General features: G+C 74.4%; 12 protein-coding genes. 5 read left to right on the top strand and 7 right to left on the bottom strand.

Annotated features, from left to right (window positions below):
- Positions 1-7: 7 nt before the first annotated feature.
- The 4 genes from OG574_RS37225 to OG574_RS37210 form a co-directional block, all read right to left on the bottom strand.
- Positions 8-4,699, bottom strand: a complete 4,692-nt coding sequence (locus tag OG574_RS37225) for a hypothetical protein (RefSeq protein ID WP_326776783.1) — start codon at positions 4,697-4,699, stop codon at positions 8-10.
- Positions 4,700-4,765: 66 nt separating this feature from the next.
- On the bottom strand, positions 4,766-5,659 hold the full coding sequence (locus tag OG574_RS37220) for a hypothetical protein (protein ID WP_326776782.1): 894 nt from the start codon (positions 5,657-5,659) through the stop codon (positions 4,766-4,768).
- Between the two features lie 94 nt (positions 5,660-5,753).
- Positions 5,754-7,280: a hypothetical protein gene (locus tag OG574_RS37215; protein ID WP_326776781.1), complete on the bottom strand. Its 1,527-nt coding sequence runs from the start codon at positions 7,278-7,280 to the stop codon at positions 5,754-5,756.
- Between the two features lie 105 nt (positions 7,281-7,385).
- Complete coding sequence (locus tag OG574_RS37210) at positions 7,386-8,090, bottom strand: GntR family transcriptional regulator (RefSeq protein ID WP_326776780.1); 705 nt, start codon at positions 8,088-8,090, stop codon at positions 7,386-7,388.
- A gap of 159 nt (positions 8,091-8,249) precedes the next feature.
- Here OG574_RS37210 and OG574_RS37205 point away from each other — a divergent pair, with 159 nt between their 5' ends.
- Genes OG574_RS37205 through OG574_RS37185 form a run of 5 tightly spaced genes read left to right on the top strand, consistent with a single transcriptional unit; the run spans position 8,250 to position 12,713 of the window.
- Entirely contained in the window at positions 8,250-9,551 is a 1,302-nt protein-coding gene (locus OG574_RS37205; protein WP_326776779.1) for an MFS transporter, read from the top strand.
- On the top strand, positions 9,548-10,405 hold the full coding sequence (locus OG574_RS37200; RefSeq protein ID WP_326776778.1) for a putative hydro-lyase: 858 nt from the start codon (positions 9,548-9,550) through the stop codon (positions 10,403-10,405). Before OG574_RS37205 ends, OG574_RS37200 begins: the two co-directional genes overlap by 4 nt.
- Positions 10,406-10,438: 33 nt before the next feature.
- Positions 10,439-11,230 carry a LamB/YcsF family protein gene (locus OG574_RS37195; RefSeq protein WP_326776777.1) on the top strand — a complete coding sequence of 264 codons (792 nt, stop codon included), beginning with the start codon at positions 10,439-10,441 and terminating at the stop codon, positions 11,228-11,230.
- Positions 11,227-11,847 carry a 5-oxoprolinase subunit B family protein gene (locus OG574_RS37190; RefSeq protein ID WP_326776776.1) on the top strand — a complete coding sequence of 207 codons (621 nt, stop codon included), beginning with the start codon at positions 11,227-11,229 and terminating at the stop codon, positions 11,845-11,847. The genes OG574_RS37195 and OG574_RS37190 overlap by 4 nt, the downstream gene beginning before the upstream one ends.
- Positions 11,844-12,713 carry a biotin-dependent carboxyltransferase family protein gene (locus OG574_RS37185; protein ID WP_326776775.1) on the top strand — a complete coding sequence of 290 codons (870 nt, stop codon included), beginning with the start codon at positions 11,844-11,846 and terminating at the stop codon, positions 12,711-12,713. The genes OG574_RS37190 and OG574_RS37185 overlap by 4 nt, the downstream gene beginning before the upstream one ends.
- A 94-nt stretch (positions 12,714-12,807) precedes the next feature.
- Here OG574_RS37185 and OG574_RS37180 read toward each other — a convergent pair whose 3' ends face one another.
- The 3 genes from OG574_RS37180 to OG574_RS37170 are packed head-to-tail and all read right to left on the bottom strand — an operon-like array spanning position 12,808 to position 16,000.
- Complete coding sequence (locus OG574_RS37180; RefSeq protein ID WP_326776774.1) at positions 12,808-13,665, bottom strand: SGNH/GDSL hydrolase family protein; 858 nt, start codon at positions 13,663-13,665, stop codon at positions 12,808-12,810.
- Positions 13,662-14,879: a glycosyltransferase gene (locus OG574_RS37175; protein ID WP_326776773.1), complete on the bottom strand. Its 1,218-nt coding sequence runs from the start codon at positions 14,877-14,879 to the stop codon at positions 13,662-13,664. Before OG574_RS37175 ends, OG574_RS37180 begins: the two co-directional genes overlap by 4 nt.
- Positions 14,876-16,000 carry a glycosyltransferase family 4 protein gene (locus OG574_RS37170; RefSeq protein ID WP_326776772.1) on the bottom strand — a complete coding sequence of 375 codons (1,125 nt, stop codon included), beginning with the start codon at positions 15,998-16,000 and terminating at the stop codon, positions 14,876-14,878. Before OG574_RS37170 ends, OG574_RS37175 begins: the two co-directional genes overlap by 4 nt.
- Positions 16,001-16,006: the final 6 nt, after the last annotated feature.

Raw genomic sequence — 16,006 nt, 5'->3', positions numbered from 1 at the left:
CGGCTCTCTAACCGGGCTGGTTCGCGGGGCGCTTGTACATGCGCGTTGCCGTGATCTCTCCGTGCACGGTCTCCTCGGCCGGGTCCTGCTGCGGCAGGCCCGGCCGCAGGTGCTCCTCGACGCTGATGTACTTCAGCCCGGCCCTGAGGTCCGCGTCGTTGCGCAGCCTGATGACCAGCGGGAACTCGGCGAGTGCCGTCGTGTCGAACAGGCCGGTGGTGTACAGGAGCTGCACACCGAGCGCGTCCGACACGGCCCGCTGGAGTTCGAGCAGGTACGTGGCGTTGGCGCGGCCGATCGGGTTGTCGAGGAACAGCGTGCCCGCGTGCCGGTGCTTGTCGCGGCCCCGGTCGTTCGAGCGCAGGGCGGCCATCGTGCAGTACAGGGCGATGGCCGCGGTGAGGAGCTGGCCGCCGGAGAACACGTCGCCCATCTGTCCGACGGGGACCCGCTCGGCGCGCAGCACGGCGTCCGGCTTGAGGATCTCCACGGCGATGCCCTTGGGCTGGAGCGCCGCGCCGACACCGCGCAGGAGCAGGGACATGCCGTCGCGGCGCAGGTCGGAGTTTTTCTTGACGGCGGCGCGGGTCGCCTCGTCGACGACCTCGCCGAGCCGCTCCACGAGGGTCGCCTGGTCGGGCTCCTCGAAGCGGATGCGCACGAACTCCTGGCCCGACCACTCGCCGAGCCCTTCCGGGAGGCGGGACAGGCGCTGGGCGGACCGCAGTGTGGCGAGCGCCGACTCGACGAGCCCGCGCAGCCGGTCCACGATCGAGTCGCGGTTGCGCTCCAACTGCTCCAGCTCGTCGGTCAGTACGCGCAGCCGGGGCGCGAACGCGTCCGCCCACTTCTGCGCGTGCTCGGGCAGCGCCGAGGCGGGCAGCTCGCGGATCTGTTGCCGGGCCGGCGTGCGCACCTGCTCGTAGCGGGTGGCGTTCGCGTGCCGTACGAGGATGTCGCTCGCCTCGCGCACGGCGGCCTCGGCGGCGGACAGGTCGGCGGCGCAGCCGCGCAGGGAGCGTCGGGCCTCGGCCGCCGCGTGCCGGGCCTCTTCGAGGGTGCCGGGATAGGGCTCGGGCTCGTCCTGCTCGCTCTCGTGCCGGTCGGGATGCTCGCGCAGCAGGTCCTTGAGGAGCGCTGCGGTCTCCTCGAAGCCGCCGGTCGCGTCCTCGGCGGCGCGGTGGGCGTCGAGGAGTTCGCTGTGGGCGGCGCGGGCCACGGTCAACGCCTCGGTGCGCGCGGCGAGTTCGCCCGTGGCGGTGCGCAGGAGCGTCTGGGCGTGCTCGGCGCCGGTGGGGACGAGGTCGTCGGGCAGCTCGGTGTGGGCGTCGTCGCCGTCCTCGGGTGCGTGCCGCTCGGCCTCGCCGCGCAGGCGTCCGAGCTGCTCGCTCGCGGTGGAGACGCGGGCCTCCAGGAGCTGAACCAGCTCGTCGGCGCGGGCCGCGGCGGCCTGCCGTGACGGTCCGTCGGAGCCGTCCGGGGACTCCAGGAGCTGGGCCGCGCGGGTGCGGACCTTGTTACTGAGCCGGTCGAGCTCGGCGAGAGCGGCGCTCTCGTCGCTCTCCGCGCGGGCCTGCTCGGCGCGCAGGTCGGCGCCGACGCCGACTTTCTCGTAGACCTGGGAGGCCGCGCGGTACGCCTCGCGCAGCGCGGGCAGCGACGGCTTCGGCGTCTGAGGGGAGGGCTGCTCGGGGTCCGCCGGTACGTCGTCGGGGGCGCCGGCGATCTCCGCGCGTTCGGCGCGCAGGGCACGGGCGGTTCGGCGGGCGTCGTCGGCTGCGCGCTGTGCCGCCCTGCGGTCCTCGTCGGCGGAACGGGCGCGCTCCAGGCAGGTCTGGGCGCGTGCCTCCGACTCGACGGCCTCGTCGGCGAGTTCGCGCACCTTGACCTGCCAGCCGGCGCGCTCGCGCAGCCGGAACGCGAGTCCCGCGAGGGCGTCGGCGACGCGCCGCGCGCGCTGGGCCGCGTCCTGCCGCTCGTCGCGTACGCGGGTCGCCTCGACCGCGGTCTCTTCGGCCTCGGCGCGGACAGTGCGGGCCTCGGCGAGCTCGGCCTCGGTCTCGTCGGCGAAGGCGCGTGCCTCCTGTGCGGCGGCGGCCAGTTCGGCGAGGCGTCCGTCCGGGCAGCCGGTGCGCCAGGAGCCGATACGGGCGGCGAGCTCCCGGTCCTTGGAGAGCCGGGCGGCCAGGGCGCGGATCTCCTCGTCGCGCTCGGTCGCGCGCGTGCGCAGCGCCTGCCGCTCCTCGTCGGCGGCGTGCTCGTCGTGCATCGCCGGGTTCGGCGGCACGAGGAAGACGCCGCTGTCGCCGGTCTCCTCGTGGGGTGTCGGGGCGAGCAGGGCGGCCGCCGTGCCGACGGCGACGGCGGAGCGGGGCAGCAGGGCGGCGCCGGCGAGTGCCTCGCGGGCCCGGGCGTGCGTGTCGGGGTCGGTGATGACGACGCCGTCGACGAGCTCGGGGCGTGCGGCGAGCACGCGCGCGTGGTCCACGGGGTCGACGGCCTGCGCGAGATAGCGCCAGCCGGGCAGGGCGGGGATGCCGTGCTCGCCGAGGAACTCGACGGTGGCGAGGACGTCGGGTCCCGGCGGCAGGAGCCCGCCGTCACCGAGCGCGCCGAGGATGCGGGCGTCGTCGGCCGCGGCCGTGCGCAGGTCGAAGAGCTGGCGTTCGGCGGAGGCGACGCCGTCGTCGAGCAGCGCCTTGAGGTCGTCGGCCGCGCGGTCCAACTCCTCGGCCGTGAGCGGGGTTTCGCCGAGGTCGCGGGTGACGGTCGCCACGCGCGCGTGGCGGGTCGCGGCTCCGTCGGCCATCGCGCCCCGAGGCGCGGGCACCCCTGCGGCGGGGATCCCGGGGACCCCGGACAGTCCGAGCAGCTCCGCGACGCGCTCTTCGCGCGCGAGGGAACCGGCGGCGCGGTGCTCGGCCCCGTACGCGTTCTCGGCGGCCGTGGCGGCATCCGCGGCGCGGGCCGCGGTGAGTTCGGCCCGGGCCTCGGCGCCCGCCGTCTCCCGTGCGTGCTCGTTCGCGCGCCGTGCGGCGTCACGCGCCGTGTCCCAGGCGGCGACCGTGGTCTTCTCGGCGTCGCTCGCGGCGAGCGCCGCGCGCGCGGGGTCGGCGTCGGGCGCCGTGTCGTCGAGCCAGCCGGCCCGTACCGCCTCGGCGGTCTCCTGTTCGACCTCGGAGAGCCGCTGCCGCAGGTGCCCGACCTCGCTGCGGGCGCGCTGCGCCTCCGTGGCGGCGACAGTCGCGTCGCGGTGAGCGGTCTCGCCCGCCTCCTGGAGCGCGGCGGAGCGCTCCTCGCCCTCGTTGGCCAGCTCCTCGGCACTCTCGGCGGCTCCGTGCAGGGCGCGTACGAGGTCGGCGGCGGCCTTGGCGCGGGCGGCGAGGGCCGGGGCGGCGTCCCGCTCGGCCTCGCGGATGGCGACGGCCACGCGCGCGGAGCGGTCGGCGGCGGCGCGGTGGCGCAGGACGGCCTCGGCGGCCTGCCAGGCAGCGTGCAGGGTGCGCGCGTCGGCCAGCTCACGCTTCTGCGCTGCGGCGGCCTTCTCGGCTCCGGCGAGCGCCAACGAGGCATGCCGGTATGCCAGTTCGGAAGCGATCAGGGCGCTGCGGCCGCGGGCCTGCTCCGCCTCGCCGACGGTGTGCGCGGCGGCGGTGACCTGCTGGGCGAGGTCGGCGGCACGGCCGCGCTCCAGGGCGGCACGGGCGGCGAGCCTGCGGGCCAGGGTGCGGGTGCGGCGCTCGGCTCCGGCGTGCACGTCACGCGCGCGTGCCCGGGTGTCCGCGGCGTCCACGATGCGGCCGAGGAGGTCCACGGAGCCGGCGGTGAACTCGCGTTCGGCGATCAGCTCGGCGCGCCGCCCCAGCTTGTTGCCGAACCCGCTGACCAGGTCGGCCAGCCCGTCCGTGTCCCGGGTGTCGGTGACGGCGCGCAGGAGCAGGTCGGTGAAGTCGGAGTCCTTCTTGACGGCGAAGAGGCCGGCGGCCTCACCCTCGTCCGCGTTCATCTCCCGCTGGTAGCGGAAGAGTTCGGGGTCGAGGCCGAGTTCGCCCAGGTGCTCGTTCCACCGGTCGTGGATCTCTTCCCAGTGCACTTCGAGGTGCGGGTACGCCTTGCCCGCGTCGGTCAGTGCGTCCCGGAAGCCCTTCATGGTGCGCCGCCGTCCCTGCGCGCCCGAGACGCCCTCGGCCGAGGACCGTACGGCGGAGGACTCGGCGACGGGCAGCGAGTCCAGGCTCATGCCGGGCCCGGGCCGCAGCGAGTACCAGGCCTCGGCGAACTTGCGCGGGTCGTTCGAGACCTGCCGCCCCCGCCACTCGCTGACCTTGCCGACGACGACGCACTCGCCCGTGAGGGTGTGCTGCCACTCCAGGGCCACGTGCCCGCAGTCGTCGGCGAGCAGGAACTTGCGCAGCACGCCGGAGCTGGCGCCGCCGAGCGTGTTCCGGTGGCCCGGCAGCATCACGGAGAAGATCAGCTTGAGGAGGACCGACTTGCCGCCGCCGTTCTCCAGGAAGAGCACGCCCGCGGGCGCCGGCCGCCGCGGCGGCCCGACGGGCTCGTCCTCGAAGAACTCCGCCTGGGTGGGGGCGGGGTCGGGCACGGGCTCGCCGACGCCCCGCAGGTCCAGGACGGTGTCGGCGTAGCGCGCACCGGCGGGCCCGATGGAGTAGAGGCGAATCCGGGACAGCTCGTACATGGCGGCGGACTCTCGTCGTAGTAAGTCGGTGAGGCGGGACGTCGTGGGGCGGTGATGCGTGGCCGGTCAGGAGTGGAACGGGAGTCCCGCGTCGGCCACGAGCTCCCCGTCGTCCTCGTCCGCGGGCGGCAGGAGGCTCGCGGAGCCGTCCGTGACGGGCACGATGCCGAGGTCCGCCAGCTCGGAGAGGGCGGCGGTGCCGGCCAGGTCGCGGACCTGGAGCTGGTAGCGGGCCGTGGTGCGGTAGGTGCCGCCCGAGTCGTCGCCCGTTCTCTGCAGGAACCCGGAGTCGGTGAGGAACGCGACGGCCTTGGCGACGATGCCGGTGGTGGATCCGGCGAGGCGGCGCGCGTCCTTCGTCGCGCCGGTCGAGCTGCGCCTGGCCCAGATGCGCCACGCGGCCTCGAGGCCCGGGGCGTCGGAGACCGGGTCCGTGTTCTCGCCCCGCTCCTCGGCGCGCTCCTCCAGGCGGCGACAGGCCTGGCGGACGAAGGCGTCCACGCCGTTGACCGTGACGCGGCCGATGTAGCCGTCGTCGGCGAGGTCCTCGGGGCGCGGGAACGCCATCGCGGCGACGGCGAGGTGCGCGAGGCCGTGCAGGAAGCGGTCGCTGCCGTCGGCGGAGGTACGGCGCGCGTAGTCGCCCATCCGGACGGCGAATACGGAGTCCTCCGCGGCGGTCACGGCCATCCCCGCGCGCGTGGAGACCTCCAGGACGACGAGGCCGAGCCCGGCGGCGACGGCGTCGGCGAGCCGCGCGAACGGCGGGTCCTCGCGGTAGCGGCGCAGCAGCTCGGCGTACTCCTGGTCGCGGGCGGGCTGCAGCTTGGGCTGGAGGCCGAAGGCCACGAGGCGGGCCGCGTCGGCGGCGTCGGCCGGAGTGACGGGCGCGCCGGCCGCCGGAGCCTCCGAGGGCTCCGCCTCGCCCCACGCGGCGTGCTCTGCGGGGTGATCGGTCACGGCTGGTGCTCCTTGGTCGGGTCTACGGCGAGGCTCGGGTGGACGTCGGTATCAGCGACGCGCGGCGGTGAGGCACGGTGCGATGCGATCGGCACTACGCGGCCTCCGTCCGGTCGGCCGCCATGCCCGCGGCGTCCAGGAGGGCCGTGCCGACGATGAGGTCGGCGCCGCCGAACTCCGGGTCGTCGAGCTCGGTGCCGTCGTCCACGGCGAACAGCAGCTTCTCCTCGCCCTGCCGGTAGGCCGTGCCGACCGGCGGGCTGGCCGCGTGGACGGACAGCAGGGCGACCAGATAAGGCAGTTCGGGGTCGCGGCGGCGCGCCTCGGCGAGCAGTCCGGAGAGCCGGCGCGGCGCGTCGGAGGGAAGGTCGAGCAGCTCCATGGCGCTCGCCAGCTGCTCCTCGCTGAACCGGCTGTCGTCGGGCGTCGCGATCAGGTCGGGCTCGGGCATCTCGATGCCGAGGTGCTCCCGCTCCTGGGGCGGCGTCAGCAGTATGTCGATCAGGTCCCCGACCCGTACGGACACGGGCGTGCGCATGCCCGTCCCGCGCGCGAAGAACGCGTCGGTGACGCGGCTCGCCTGCTCGACCGGCAGCGGCAGCAGGGGCGCGACGAGCTGCCCGTACAGATCGAGGCCCGTGCGCGCGGACGGGGCGGCGAAGGCCTGCCGGTCCTGCTCGGCGCGGAACAGGGGACCCGCTTCGAGGAGGCGGGACTGGAGCTGTGTGTGCCGGCGGATGCAGTCCTTGACGATGTCGACGAGCTCGGCGGCGCGCCGCTTGTGCTCGGGGTCCTCGGACTCGTCTCGGGCCTTGCGGATGTTCGTGAGGATCGCGTTCTCGTGGCGGTACCGGTCGGCGACGTGGTCGAGCGCCTCGGCGATCATGTCCGGGACGGCGTTCAGCCAGTCCACCGCGCGGACGTTCCTCCGGGTCGCGTCCAGGGCCCTTCGGAGGGTCTCGGAGTACTGCACCGTCCGGTACCTGGCCTGCTCGGCGGCGAGCTGGGCGTCGGCGAGACGGCCGCGGTTGATCAGCACCTCCAGCTTCACCTCGGCGGCGATCTGGGCGCTGGTGACGTCGGTGTCGAGGGCGCCCACTAGGACGTTGACCGCTTCGTCGGTGGTGCGGAGGTAGACGCTGCCCCCGTAGCCGGCGACTTCCTCGATCAGCTTGAAGTCGTAGTCCCTGCGGACATAGGAGCCGTCGGGCGCGAACGTGCCGTACACGGCGCGGAAGCCGCGGTCGACGCTGCCGACGTTGATCAGGTTCTCCAGGACCCAGCGGGCCACGCGCTCGTGCTCGGCGGCGGGGCGCTGCGGGGCCTGTGCGCCGACTCGGGGGATGAGCCTGGCCACTATCTGCTCGTGGTCGGCGCCCGTGTCGAAGTCCATGTTGAGTGTGACGAGGTCGATGGCGGAGAGCGCCACCTCGGCCATGCCGTATCCGGAGTACTCGCCCGCGAGATTGGCCTTGCGCACGTCGAGGTCGTGCAGCGGCGCGGTGCAGGCGAGCGCGCGAAGGCGGCGCGCGAGCCCTTCGTCGGCGGCCGGGCCCGGTGCGGGCCGCGGCCCCGCGCTGAGCTGGGGCGGAACGGATTCCGTGGTGGCAGGCGAAGTCACGGAGCACAGACTAGGTCCTTGGTCTGACAACGGTCGAAACGGCGCAGAAGCGACCGCCCGCACTGCACGCCCCGCGACCCACCGCACCGCCGGGAACAGTGGCTGTCAGGCGTCCGGCCGTTCGCCCTCCGCGACCCGTCGGCCGTACACGTCGACCAGGCCCTCGCGGGAGTCGTCGAGGTACTGGGCGAGCAGCCGTTCGGCGTCGTCGGGGTGCCCCGCTTCCAGGGTCTCGAGGATCTCCTTGTTGCGGGCGAGATAGGGCTCGTGCAGGCGGCGGGGGTCGTCCACGACGTGGAACGCGAGGCGCAGTTCGGCGAAGACACTGCGCATCAGCTCGTCGGTCCGCGCGCTGCCCGCGAGCGCCACGAGCTCCCGGTGGAAGTGGATGTTGGCGGTGGAGACGCCCTTCCACTCCCGCGCCTTCGCGGCGCGGTGCCCGTCGGCGACCGCGTCGGCCACGGCGCCGAGGTCGTACGGAGGCCGGCCGAGGCCGCGTACGACGGCGCACTCGACGAGGCGGCGCGTGAGGTAGATGTCCTCGACGTCCTCGACGGTGAGCACGCGCACGAAGACGCCGCGGTTGAGCTGGTGCACGAGGAGCCGCTCGTGGGTGAGCAGCCGGAACGCCTCGCGCAGCGTGTTGCGCGAGACGCCGAGCGCGCCGCCGATGCTGTCCTCCGACAGGCGCGTCCCGGGCGGGAAGTACCCCTCCGCGATGCGGCTCCTGAGGATGTCCGCGACCCGCTCGGCGGTGCTGGTGCGCCCCAGGAGCGCGCGGTCGTCCGCCAGTCCGTTCAGTTCGGCCACGCCCGAATTCAAGCGCAGATACCAGAACGAAACAACATGGGTATTGAGGGATCGTTCAACGATCCTCTACCTTGGCGGACAGGCGCTGTTCCCCGCACAGACCGCGCCCCTCGGTTCAGCCCACTCAGGAAGCACCCAATCCCCTCCTGCGAGGTGCCCATGAGCACGACCCCACCGCCCGACGCGACCGTGACCGACTCCCCCGCACGCCCAGGTGAACTCCCGCCCTCCGAGGGCGCGTTCGGCTGGCTGCGTGACCTCGGCCCGCGCGGCCGACGCGCCTTCGGGGGCGCCTTCGGCGGCTATGCGCTCGACTCGTTCGACTACTTCACGCTGCCGCTGAGCATGGTCGCGCTGGCCGCGTACTTCGGGCTCGACAGCGGCCAGACCGGCCTGCTGACCACGGTCACGCTCGTCGTCTCCGCGATCGGCGGCGCCGTCGCCGGCGTCGTGGCGGACCGCATCGGCCGCGTGAAGGCCCTGCTGATCACGGTCATCACGTACGCGGTCTTCACCGTGGCCTGCGGCTTCGCCCCCAACTACGAGACGCTGCTGGTCTTCCGCGCCCTTCAGGGCCTCGGCTTCGGCGGCGAGTGGGCGGTCGGCGCGATCCTCGTCGCCGAGTACGCCACGGCCAGGAACCGCGGCCGGACCCTGGGAGCGGTGCAGAGCGCGTGGGCAGTCGGCTGGGCGCTCGCCGTGGTCGTCTACACGCTGGTGTTCCAGTTCCTCGGCGACGACCTCGCGTGGCGCGTGATGTTCTGGACCGGGGCGCTGCCCGCACTCCTCGTCCTGTGGGTACGGCGCCAGGTGCAGGACGCGCCCAAGGCGACCCAGCAGCTGGACACGAGCGCGCAGAAGGGCTCCTTCGCGGCCATCTTCGCTCCCGGCCTGCGGCGCGTCACCCTGTTCGCCGTCCTCCTGTCGACGGGTGTCCAGGGCGGCTACTACACGCTCGCCACCTGGGTACCCACGTACCTCAAGACGGAGCGCGGCCTGACAGTCGTCGGCACCGGCGGCTATCTCACGTTCCTGATCTCCGGCGCCTTCGCCGGCTATCTGGCCGGGGGCTATCTCACCGACCTTCTCGGCCGCAAGCGCAACATCGCGCTCTTCGCGCTGCTGTCCGCGGTGAGCATCGCCGTCTACACGAGCATCCCCGACGGGGCCAACAGCCTTCTCCTTGTTCTCGGTTTCCCGCTCGGTTTCTGCATGTCGGCCATTTTCAGCGGCTTCGGCTCGTTCCTCAGCGAGCTCTACCCGACGGCCGTGCGCGGCACGGGACAGGGCTTCACGTACAACACCGGGCGTGCCGTCGGAGCGGTCTTCCCCACGCTCGTCGGGTACCTCGCCGACAGCTGGGGTGTCGGCGGCGCCCTGATCTTCGGTGCGGTGGGGTACGCACTCGCCGTGATCGCCCTCTTCGGGCTGCCCGAGACCCGCGGAAGGGAGCTCCTGTGAACCGCACGCAGGACCGCGCCACGGAGTCCGTCACTCCCGACTCGCTCCCGACCCGCACGGAAGTCGTCGACAGCCACGCGCACGCGTGGAGCCCGGCCGAGGCCCGCGCCCGCATCCGTGCCGGCGCCTCGGGGCCGACCGCGGGCTGGTCGCGCGGCCACACGCAGGCCAACCTCATCTCGGTCCCCGCCGACTGGGCCTACGAGATGCTGCTGTTCTGCCAGCGCAACCCCAAGCCCTGTCCCGTACTGGACGTCACGGACGCGGGAGCCTGGACCACCCCGCTGGCTCCCGGCGCCGATCTGCGCACCGACCTGCCGCGCTACCGGGTGTGGGAGCACGGCGAACTGACCGACGAGCCGACGGACGTCGTCGGCCACTGGCGCGACGACCTCGTGTCGTTCCTCATCGGGTGCAGCTTCACTTTCGAGTGGGCTCTGTCCGAGGCGGGTGTGCCGATGCGCCACATCGAACAGGGCCTCAACGTCGCGATGTACACGACCAGCCGCCAGTGCCGGCCCGCCGGGCGGCTCCAGGGGCCGATGGTGGTGTCGATGCGCCCGGTCCCGCCGGAGCATCTCGCGGCGGCGATCCGGGAGAGCGCGCTGCTGCCCGCCGTCCATGGCAGCCCGGTGCACTGCGGTGAGCCGTCCGGGCTCGGCATCGAGGATCTCGGGCGGCCGGACTTCGGCGATCCCGTGGCCGCGCAGCAGGGCGACATCCCGGTGTTCTGGGCGTGCGGCGTCACTCCACAGGCCGCGGTGATGGCCTCCCGGCCGCCGTTCGCCATCACGCACGCGCCCGGCCGGATGTTCCTGACCGACGCACGCGACGAGAAGTACCGCGTCGCCTGATCCCGCAACACCCCACCGGAAGAAGAGGGTTCCATGACCTCACTGACCGCGCAGGCCCCACCCGCGGCCGTGACCATCGACCTGAACGCCGACCTCGGCGAGGGCTTCGGCCGCTGGCGCCTCACCGACGACGAGCAGCTCCTGTCCGTCGTCACGAGCGCCAACGTGGCCTGCGGCTTCCACGCCGGGGACGCGGCGACGATGCGCCGCGTTTGCGCCCTCGCGGCCGAGCGCGGTGTCCGGGTCGGCGCCCAGGTCTCGTACCGGGATCTGGCGGGGTTCGGGCGGCGCGCCATGGACGTGCCGCCCGACGAGCTGGCGGCCGAAGTGGCGTACCAGATCGGCGCCTTGGAGGTCTTCACGCGCGCGGCGGGCACGCGCGTGGCCTACGTCAAGCCGCACGGAGCGCTCTACAACCGTGTCGTCCACGACGAGGAACAGGCCCGCGCGGTCGTCGACGGCGTCCGACTCGCGGATGACACCCTGCCCGTCCTCGGGCTGCCCGGGTCACATCTCCTGAAGGTGGCCGACGAGTCCGGACTGCCCCTGGTGACCGAGGCGTTCGCGGACCGGGCCTACACCGCGCGGGGCACACTCGTGCCCCGCGGCAGCGAGGGCGCCGTGGTGACGGACCCCGAGTCCGTGGTCGAGCGGTCCGTCGGCCTGGCCCGCTTCGGAACGGTCACCTCGCACGACGGCGAGCGGATCTCCGTACGCGCGCGGTCCCTGTGCCTGCATGGGGACACCCCGGGCGCGGTGGACCTCGCCCGACGGGTGCGGGCGCAGCTGGAGTCGGCGGGAGTCCGGTTGGAGGCCTTCGCATGAGGGCCCTTCCGGTCGGCGACCGGGCGCTGCTCGTCGAGGTCTCCGGAGGCGAGGAGGCCGCGGCGCTCCACGCCGAGCTGCTGCGCCGCCGCGCCGCGGGCGAGCTGCGCGTACGCGAGATCGTACCCGCGGCCCGCACGGTCCTCCTCGACGGCCTCGACGAACCCGCGGGCCGGCTCGCGGCGCAGCTGCCCCACTGGAAGCTCCCTCCGCTGCCTCCGCGCGGGGACGACGCCGTGCACATCCCCGTCCGCTACGACGGTCCCGACCTGGCGGATGTGGCCGCGCTGTGGGGCGTTGACGTCGAGGAGGTGCCGCGCATCCACGCGGAGGCCGAATTCCGGGTGGCCTTCTGCGGGTTCGCGCCCGGCTTCGGCTATCTGACGGGTCTGCCGGCCCGCTACGACGTGCCGCGCCGGACGACGCCGCGCACGTCCGTGCCCGCGGGCTCCGTGGCGCTCGCGGGGCCTTACACGGGTGTGTACCCGCGCTCGTCGCCCGGCGGCTGGCAGCTGATCGGGACGACGGACACCGTGCTGTGGGACCACGCGCGCGTACCCGCCGCGCTGCTCACCCCGGGCACCCGGGTCCGTTTCGTGCCGGAGGTGGCCGCGTGACGGACCGCGCCATGGCCGTCGTCCGGGCCGGAGCGCTGACCACCGTGCAGGACGAGGGCCGACCCGGGCACGCGCATCTCGGGGTGCCGCACTCCGGTGCGCTCGACCTCCCGGCGGCCCGCCTCGCCAACCGGCTCGTCGGCAACCCGCACGGGGCCGCCGTCCTGGAGACCACCCTCAACGGATGTGCCGTACAGCCGCGTTGTGATGTGACGGTGGCCGTGGTGGGCGCGCCGTGCGCGGTGACGGTGGACGGGCGTCCGGTCGCCTGGGGCGCGCCGGTACGGGTCCCGGCCGGGGCGCTCCTCGACCTCGGACCCGCGCTCTGCGGAGTACGCAGTTACGCGGCGTTCGCCGGTGGGGTGGCCGTCGAGCCGGTCCTCGGCAGCCGGTCGACCGACCTGCTCTCCGGGCTCGGCCCCGCCCCCCTCGCGGACGGCACGGTGCTCCCCCTGGGCACGGTGTCGTCGACGCACGCGCGCGTGGACGTGGCCCCGCAGCCGGGGCCGCCCCGCGAACTGGTGCTGCGGATCTCGCTCGGGCCGCGCGCGGACTGGTTCACGGCGGCGTCCCTGCGCACGCTGACCACGCGCGCGTACCGCGTGTCGTCGGCGAGCAACCGCATCGGCCTGCGCACGGAGGGCCCGCCTCTGCTCAGGGCGTCGGAGGGTGAACTCCCCAGTGAGGGAATGGTCCTGGGGGCCGTACAGGTACCGCCGGACGGCAGGCCGGTCGTGTTCCTCGCCGACCACCCGACAACGGGCGGCTATCCCGTGGTCGCCGTCGTACGCCAGGCGGACCTGCCCGCCGCGGCACAGGCGACCCCTGGCACACCGGTCCGTTTTGTCCTGGCGGCGGGCCGCTGACGGGAGACCTCAAAGCGACCGCCGGCCACCGGGCCACCGTCGTACGGTGGCCGGGCGCGCCCTTCACCACGTCACCTCACCCGCCGTCCGCCCCTCACGCCGCGTCCGCCTGTTCCACGGCCGCCAGCGCCGCGAGTGCCGAGACCACCGAGCTGGACGCCCGCAGGTCGAGGCGGGCACTGGTGCCGCGGGCCCGGTGGCGCAGTTCGTCCGCGGCGAGGGTGAGGAGCTGGGGGAGCAGGTCGGTGCACCGCCGTGCGACCCAGCCCGTGCCCGCCGTGGCGAGCCACAACAGGCTCGCCGAGCGCGTGGGCGCGGGCCGTTCGGGCTGCTGCGACGGCGACGTGCCCTGGGCGAGCCCGTCGGCCTCGAGCAGGGCGTGGAACCGCGCGGCGAGCATCCGGTGCCCCCGTTCGCCGGGGTGCAGCCGGTCCGCGCTCCACATGGCGCGGTCGGCGACCCATGCCCCCTCGGCCGCGTGTAGATGCACGGCGCCGTAGCGCTCGGACAGAGCGTGGACGACCGAGTTCACCGCCTGCTGGCGCCTCGCGAGAGGGCGGCCGAGCAGACCGGGCAGCCCCAGCATGGTGCCGGGGTCGGGCAGACACGCCGTGAGCAGGACCGCGCCCTGCTCCGTGAACGCCGCGTACACATGGTCCAGGCGGGCGGCCACGGCGTGGATGTCGAACGTGCGGCGCAGGGTGTCGTTCACGCCGACCAGGACGGAGGCGATGTCGGGCCGCAGAGCGAGCGCCTCCGGCATCTGGCGGGCAAGGACGTCATGCGTCTGGGCGCCGCTCGCCGCGAAGTTGTGGAACTCCACGGGCATGCCGTCCGGGGCAAGCCCGGCGGAGAGCAGCACGGCCCAGCCGCGCCAGCCGTCGCCGACCGGGTCGCCGAGCCCTTCGGTGAGGGAGTCACCGAGGGCGACGAACCGCAGGACCGCGCTCATACGGCATCCCACCCGGTCACCCGTACAGGGACGTCGGCCGTCCCCAGGAGAGACACGTCGGCGGTCGCCTGGCGCGGCGCGTCGGCCGTCACCCGTACCGCGTCATGCGCCTGCAGGAAGGCGTCCACCGCGGCCCCCCACCCGAAGCACTCCGCACGCGCGCGTGCCGCCTCCCGGCGTTCGTCCCTGGGCCGCGCGACGAGCTCGTCGACCGCGACGGCGAAGGCCTCGCCGGTGTCCTGCGCGACTCCCCCGGCGGGGCCCACGACCTCGGGCAGCGCCGACGACGCGCTGGCGACGACGGGAGTGCCACAGGCCATGGCCTCGAGCGCGGCGAGCCCGAACGTCTCCGCGGGACCCGGCGCCAGACACACGTCGGCGGCGGCCTGCAACGCCGCGAGATGCCCGCGGTCGGCCACGTGCCCGAGGAACGTCACCGGCAACCTCCGTGCGCGCGCCTGCTGTTCGAGCCGGGCCCGCAACGGCCCGTCCCCGGCGACGACGAGCACCGCCTGCGTCCCGCGGCGACGGAGCGCGGCCAGTGCGTCGAGAGCGGTGCCGGGCCGCTTCTCCACGGAGAGACGCGAGCACATGACGAGCAGCACCTCGCCCACCCGCGCGTACCGCTCCCGCACGGCCGGGTCCCGCAGGCTCGGATGGCACCGCTCCAGATCGACGCCGAGCGGGGCGCGTACGACGTTGCGCGCCCCGATGCGGATGAACTCGCGTTCGGCGTACTCGGTCGTGCACACCACGCGCGCGTAGGCGTGCGCGGTGCGGGAGTTGAGCGCGTCGGCGGCGCGCAGGGCGACTTTCTCGGGAAGGCCCCAGGTCCGCAGGACCCCGTCGGCCGTCTCGTGGGACACCATCACGGCGGGCACCCGGGCGCGCCGCGCCCACTCCCCCGTCCACCTCAGCGTCGTGCGGTCGGACACCTCGATCCGGTCGGGGGCGAGGCGTTCGAGCAGTTCGGTCACGCGCCGCCGGTCGGTGAGGACGCGGTAGCCGCCAGTGCCGGGAAGCAGCGTCCCCGGCAGCCTGATGACGCGGCCCTGCGTGCTGTCGTGCTCGCCGGCCCGCTCCCCCGGAACGATCAGTACGGGCTCGTGCCCGGCGGCGCGGTAGCCGACCCCCAACTCCCGCAGGGCGGTGCGCAGTCCGCCCGAGGAGGGCGCGACGAAGTTGGCGAGGCGTACGATCCGCAGCCCGCTCATGCCGCCACCGCCGTCCGCGCGTCGAGGACCTCTTCGTAGTGGCCGACGAGTTGGTCCCCGACGGCCGCCCAGGTCCGCCCTTCGACCGCGCTGCGGCCGGCCGCCCCGTAGGCGAGGCGACGCAGCGGGTCAGCGGCGAGCGACCAGACGGCGTCGCGGACGGCGGCCGGGTCGCCGGGTGCGACGAGGAGCCCGGTCCGGCTGTGCGCGACGAGGTCCAGCGGCCCTCCGGCGGCGGGCGCGATCACCGGTACGCCGCTGGCCATGGCCTCCTGCACGGTCTGGCAGAACGTCTCGTAGGGGCCCGTGTGGGCGAAGATGTCCAACGAGGCGAAGATGCGGGCGAGTTCGGCGCCGGTGCGGCGGCCGAGGAAGACGGCGCCGGGGAGCGCCTCGCGCAGGCCGGGCTCGCTGGGGCCGTCGCCGACGACGACCACGCGCACGCCGTCGAGGGCGCACGCGCCGGCCAGCAGGTCGACCTGCTTCTCGGGGGCGAGCCGGCCCACGTAGCCGACGATCAGCTCGCCGTTGGGCGCGAGTTCGCGCCGCAGGGCTTCGTCACGCAGGTCGGGCCGGAAGCGGACGGTGTCCACCCCTCGCGGCCAGAGCCGCACGCGGGGCACCCCGTGCACCTCCAGGTCGTGCACGGCGGCGCTGGACGGGGCGAGTGTGCGGTCGGCGGCACCGTGGACGCTGCGGATCCGCCGCCACGCGGTGGCCTCTCCTGCCCCCATGTACGTACGCGCGTAACCGGCGAGGTCGGTCTGGTAGACGGCGACGGCGGGGATCCGCAGCCGTGAGGCGGCGGCCATACCGCGCACGCCGAGGATGAACGGGCTGGCCAGATGGACGAGTTCGGCGCCGTGCGCGGCCACGGCCGCCGCGACCCGGCGGCTCGGCAGCGCCACCCGGACCTGCGGGTAGCCCGGCAGCGGCAGAGAGGGCACCCGTACGACGGGGCAGGGGGCATCGGTGTCGGTGTCAGGGCCCGGCGCGGTGGCCGGGGCGATGACGAGGGGGTCGTGACCGCGCGCGGCGAGGTGCCGGGCGGTCTGCAGGGCGCAGTGAGCCACACCGTTGATGTCGGGGGGAAAGGACTCGGTGACGATGACGACACGCATACCGGT

Source organism: Streptomyces sp. NBC_01445 (assembly GCF_035918235.1).
In the GTDB taxonomy this organism is placed as follows: domain Bacteria; phylum Actinomycetota; class Actinomycetes; order Streptomycetales; family Streptomycetaceae; genus Streptomyces.
This window is presented reverse-complemented; position numbering and strand designations above follow the sequence as displayed.

Excerpts from the sequence above, each read along its gene's own strand:
- OG574_RS37175 (WP_326776773.1), bottom strand. The coding sequence starts at position 14,879 with ATGAGCGGGCTGCGGATCGTACGCCTCGCCAACTTCGTCGCGCCCTCC.
- OG574_RS37190 (WP_326776776.1), top strand. The coding sequence starts at position 11,227 with ATGAGGGCCCTTCCGGTCGGCGACCGGGCGCTGCTCGTCGAGGTCTCC.
- OG574_RS37170 (WP_326776772.1), bottom strand. The coding sequence starts at position 16,000 with ATGCGTGTCGTCATCGTCACCGAGTCCTTTCCCCCCGACATCAACGGT.
- OG574_RS37180 (WP_326776774.1), bottom strand. The coding sequence starts at position 13,665 with ATGAGCGCGGTCCTGCGGTTCGTCGCCCTCGGTGACTCCCTCACCGAA.
- OG574_RS37195 (WP_326776777.1), top strand. The coding sequence starts at position 10,439 with ATGACCTCACTGACCGCGCAGGCCCCACCCGCGGCCGTGACCATCGAC.
- OG574_RS37225 (WP_326776783.1), bottom strand. The coding sequence starts at position 4,699 with ATGTACGAGCTGTCCCGGATTCGCCTCTACTCCATCGGGCCCGCCGGT.
- OG574_RS37205 (WP_326776779.1), top strand. The coding sequence starts at position 8,250 with ATGAGCACGACCCCACCGCCCGACGCGACCGTGACCGACTCCCCCGCA.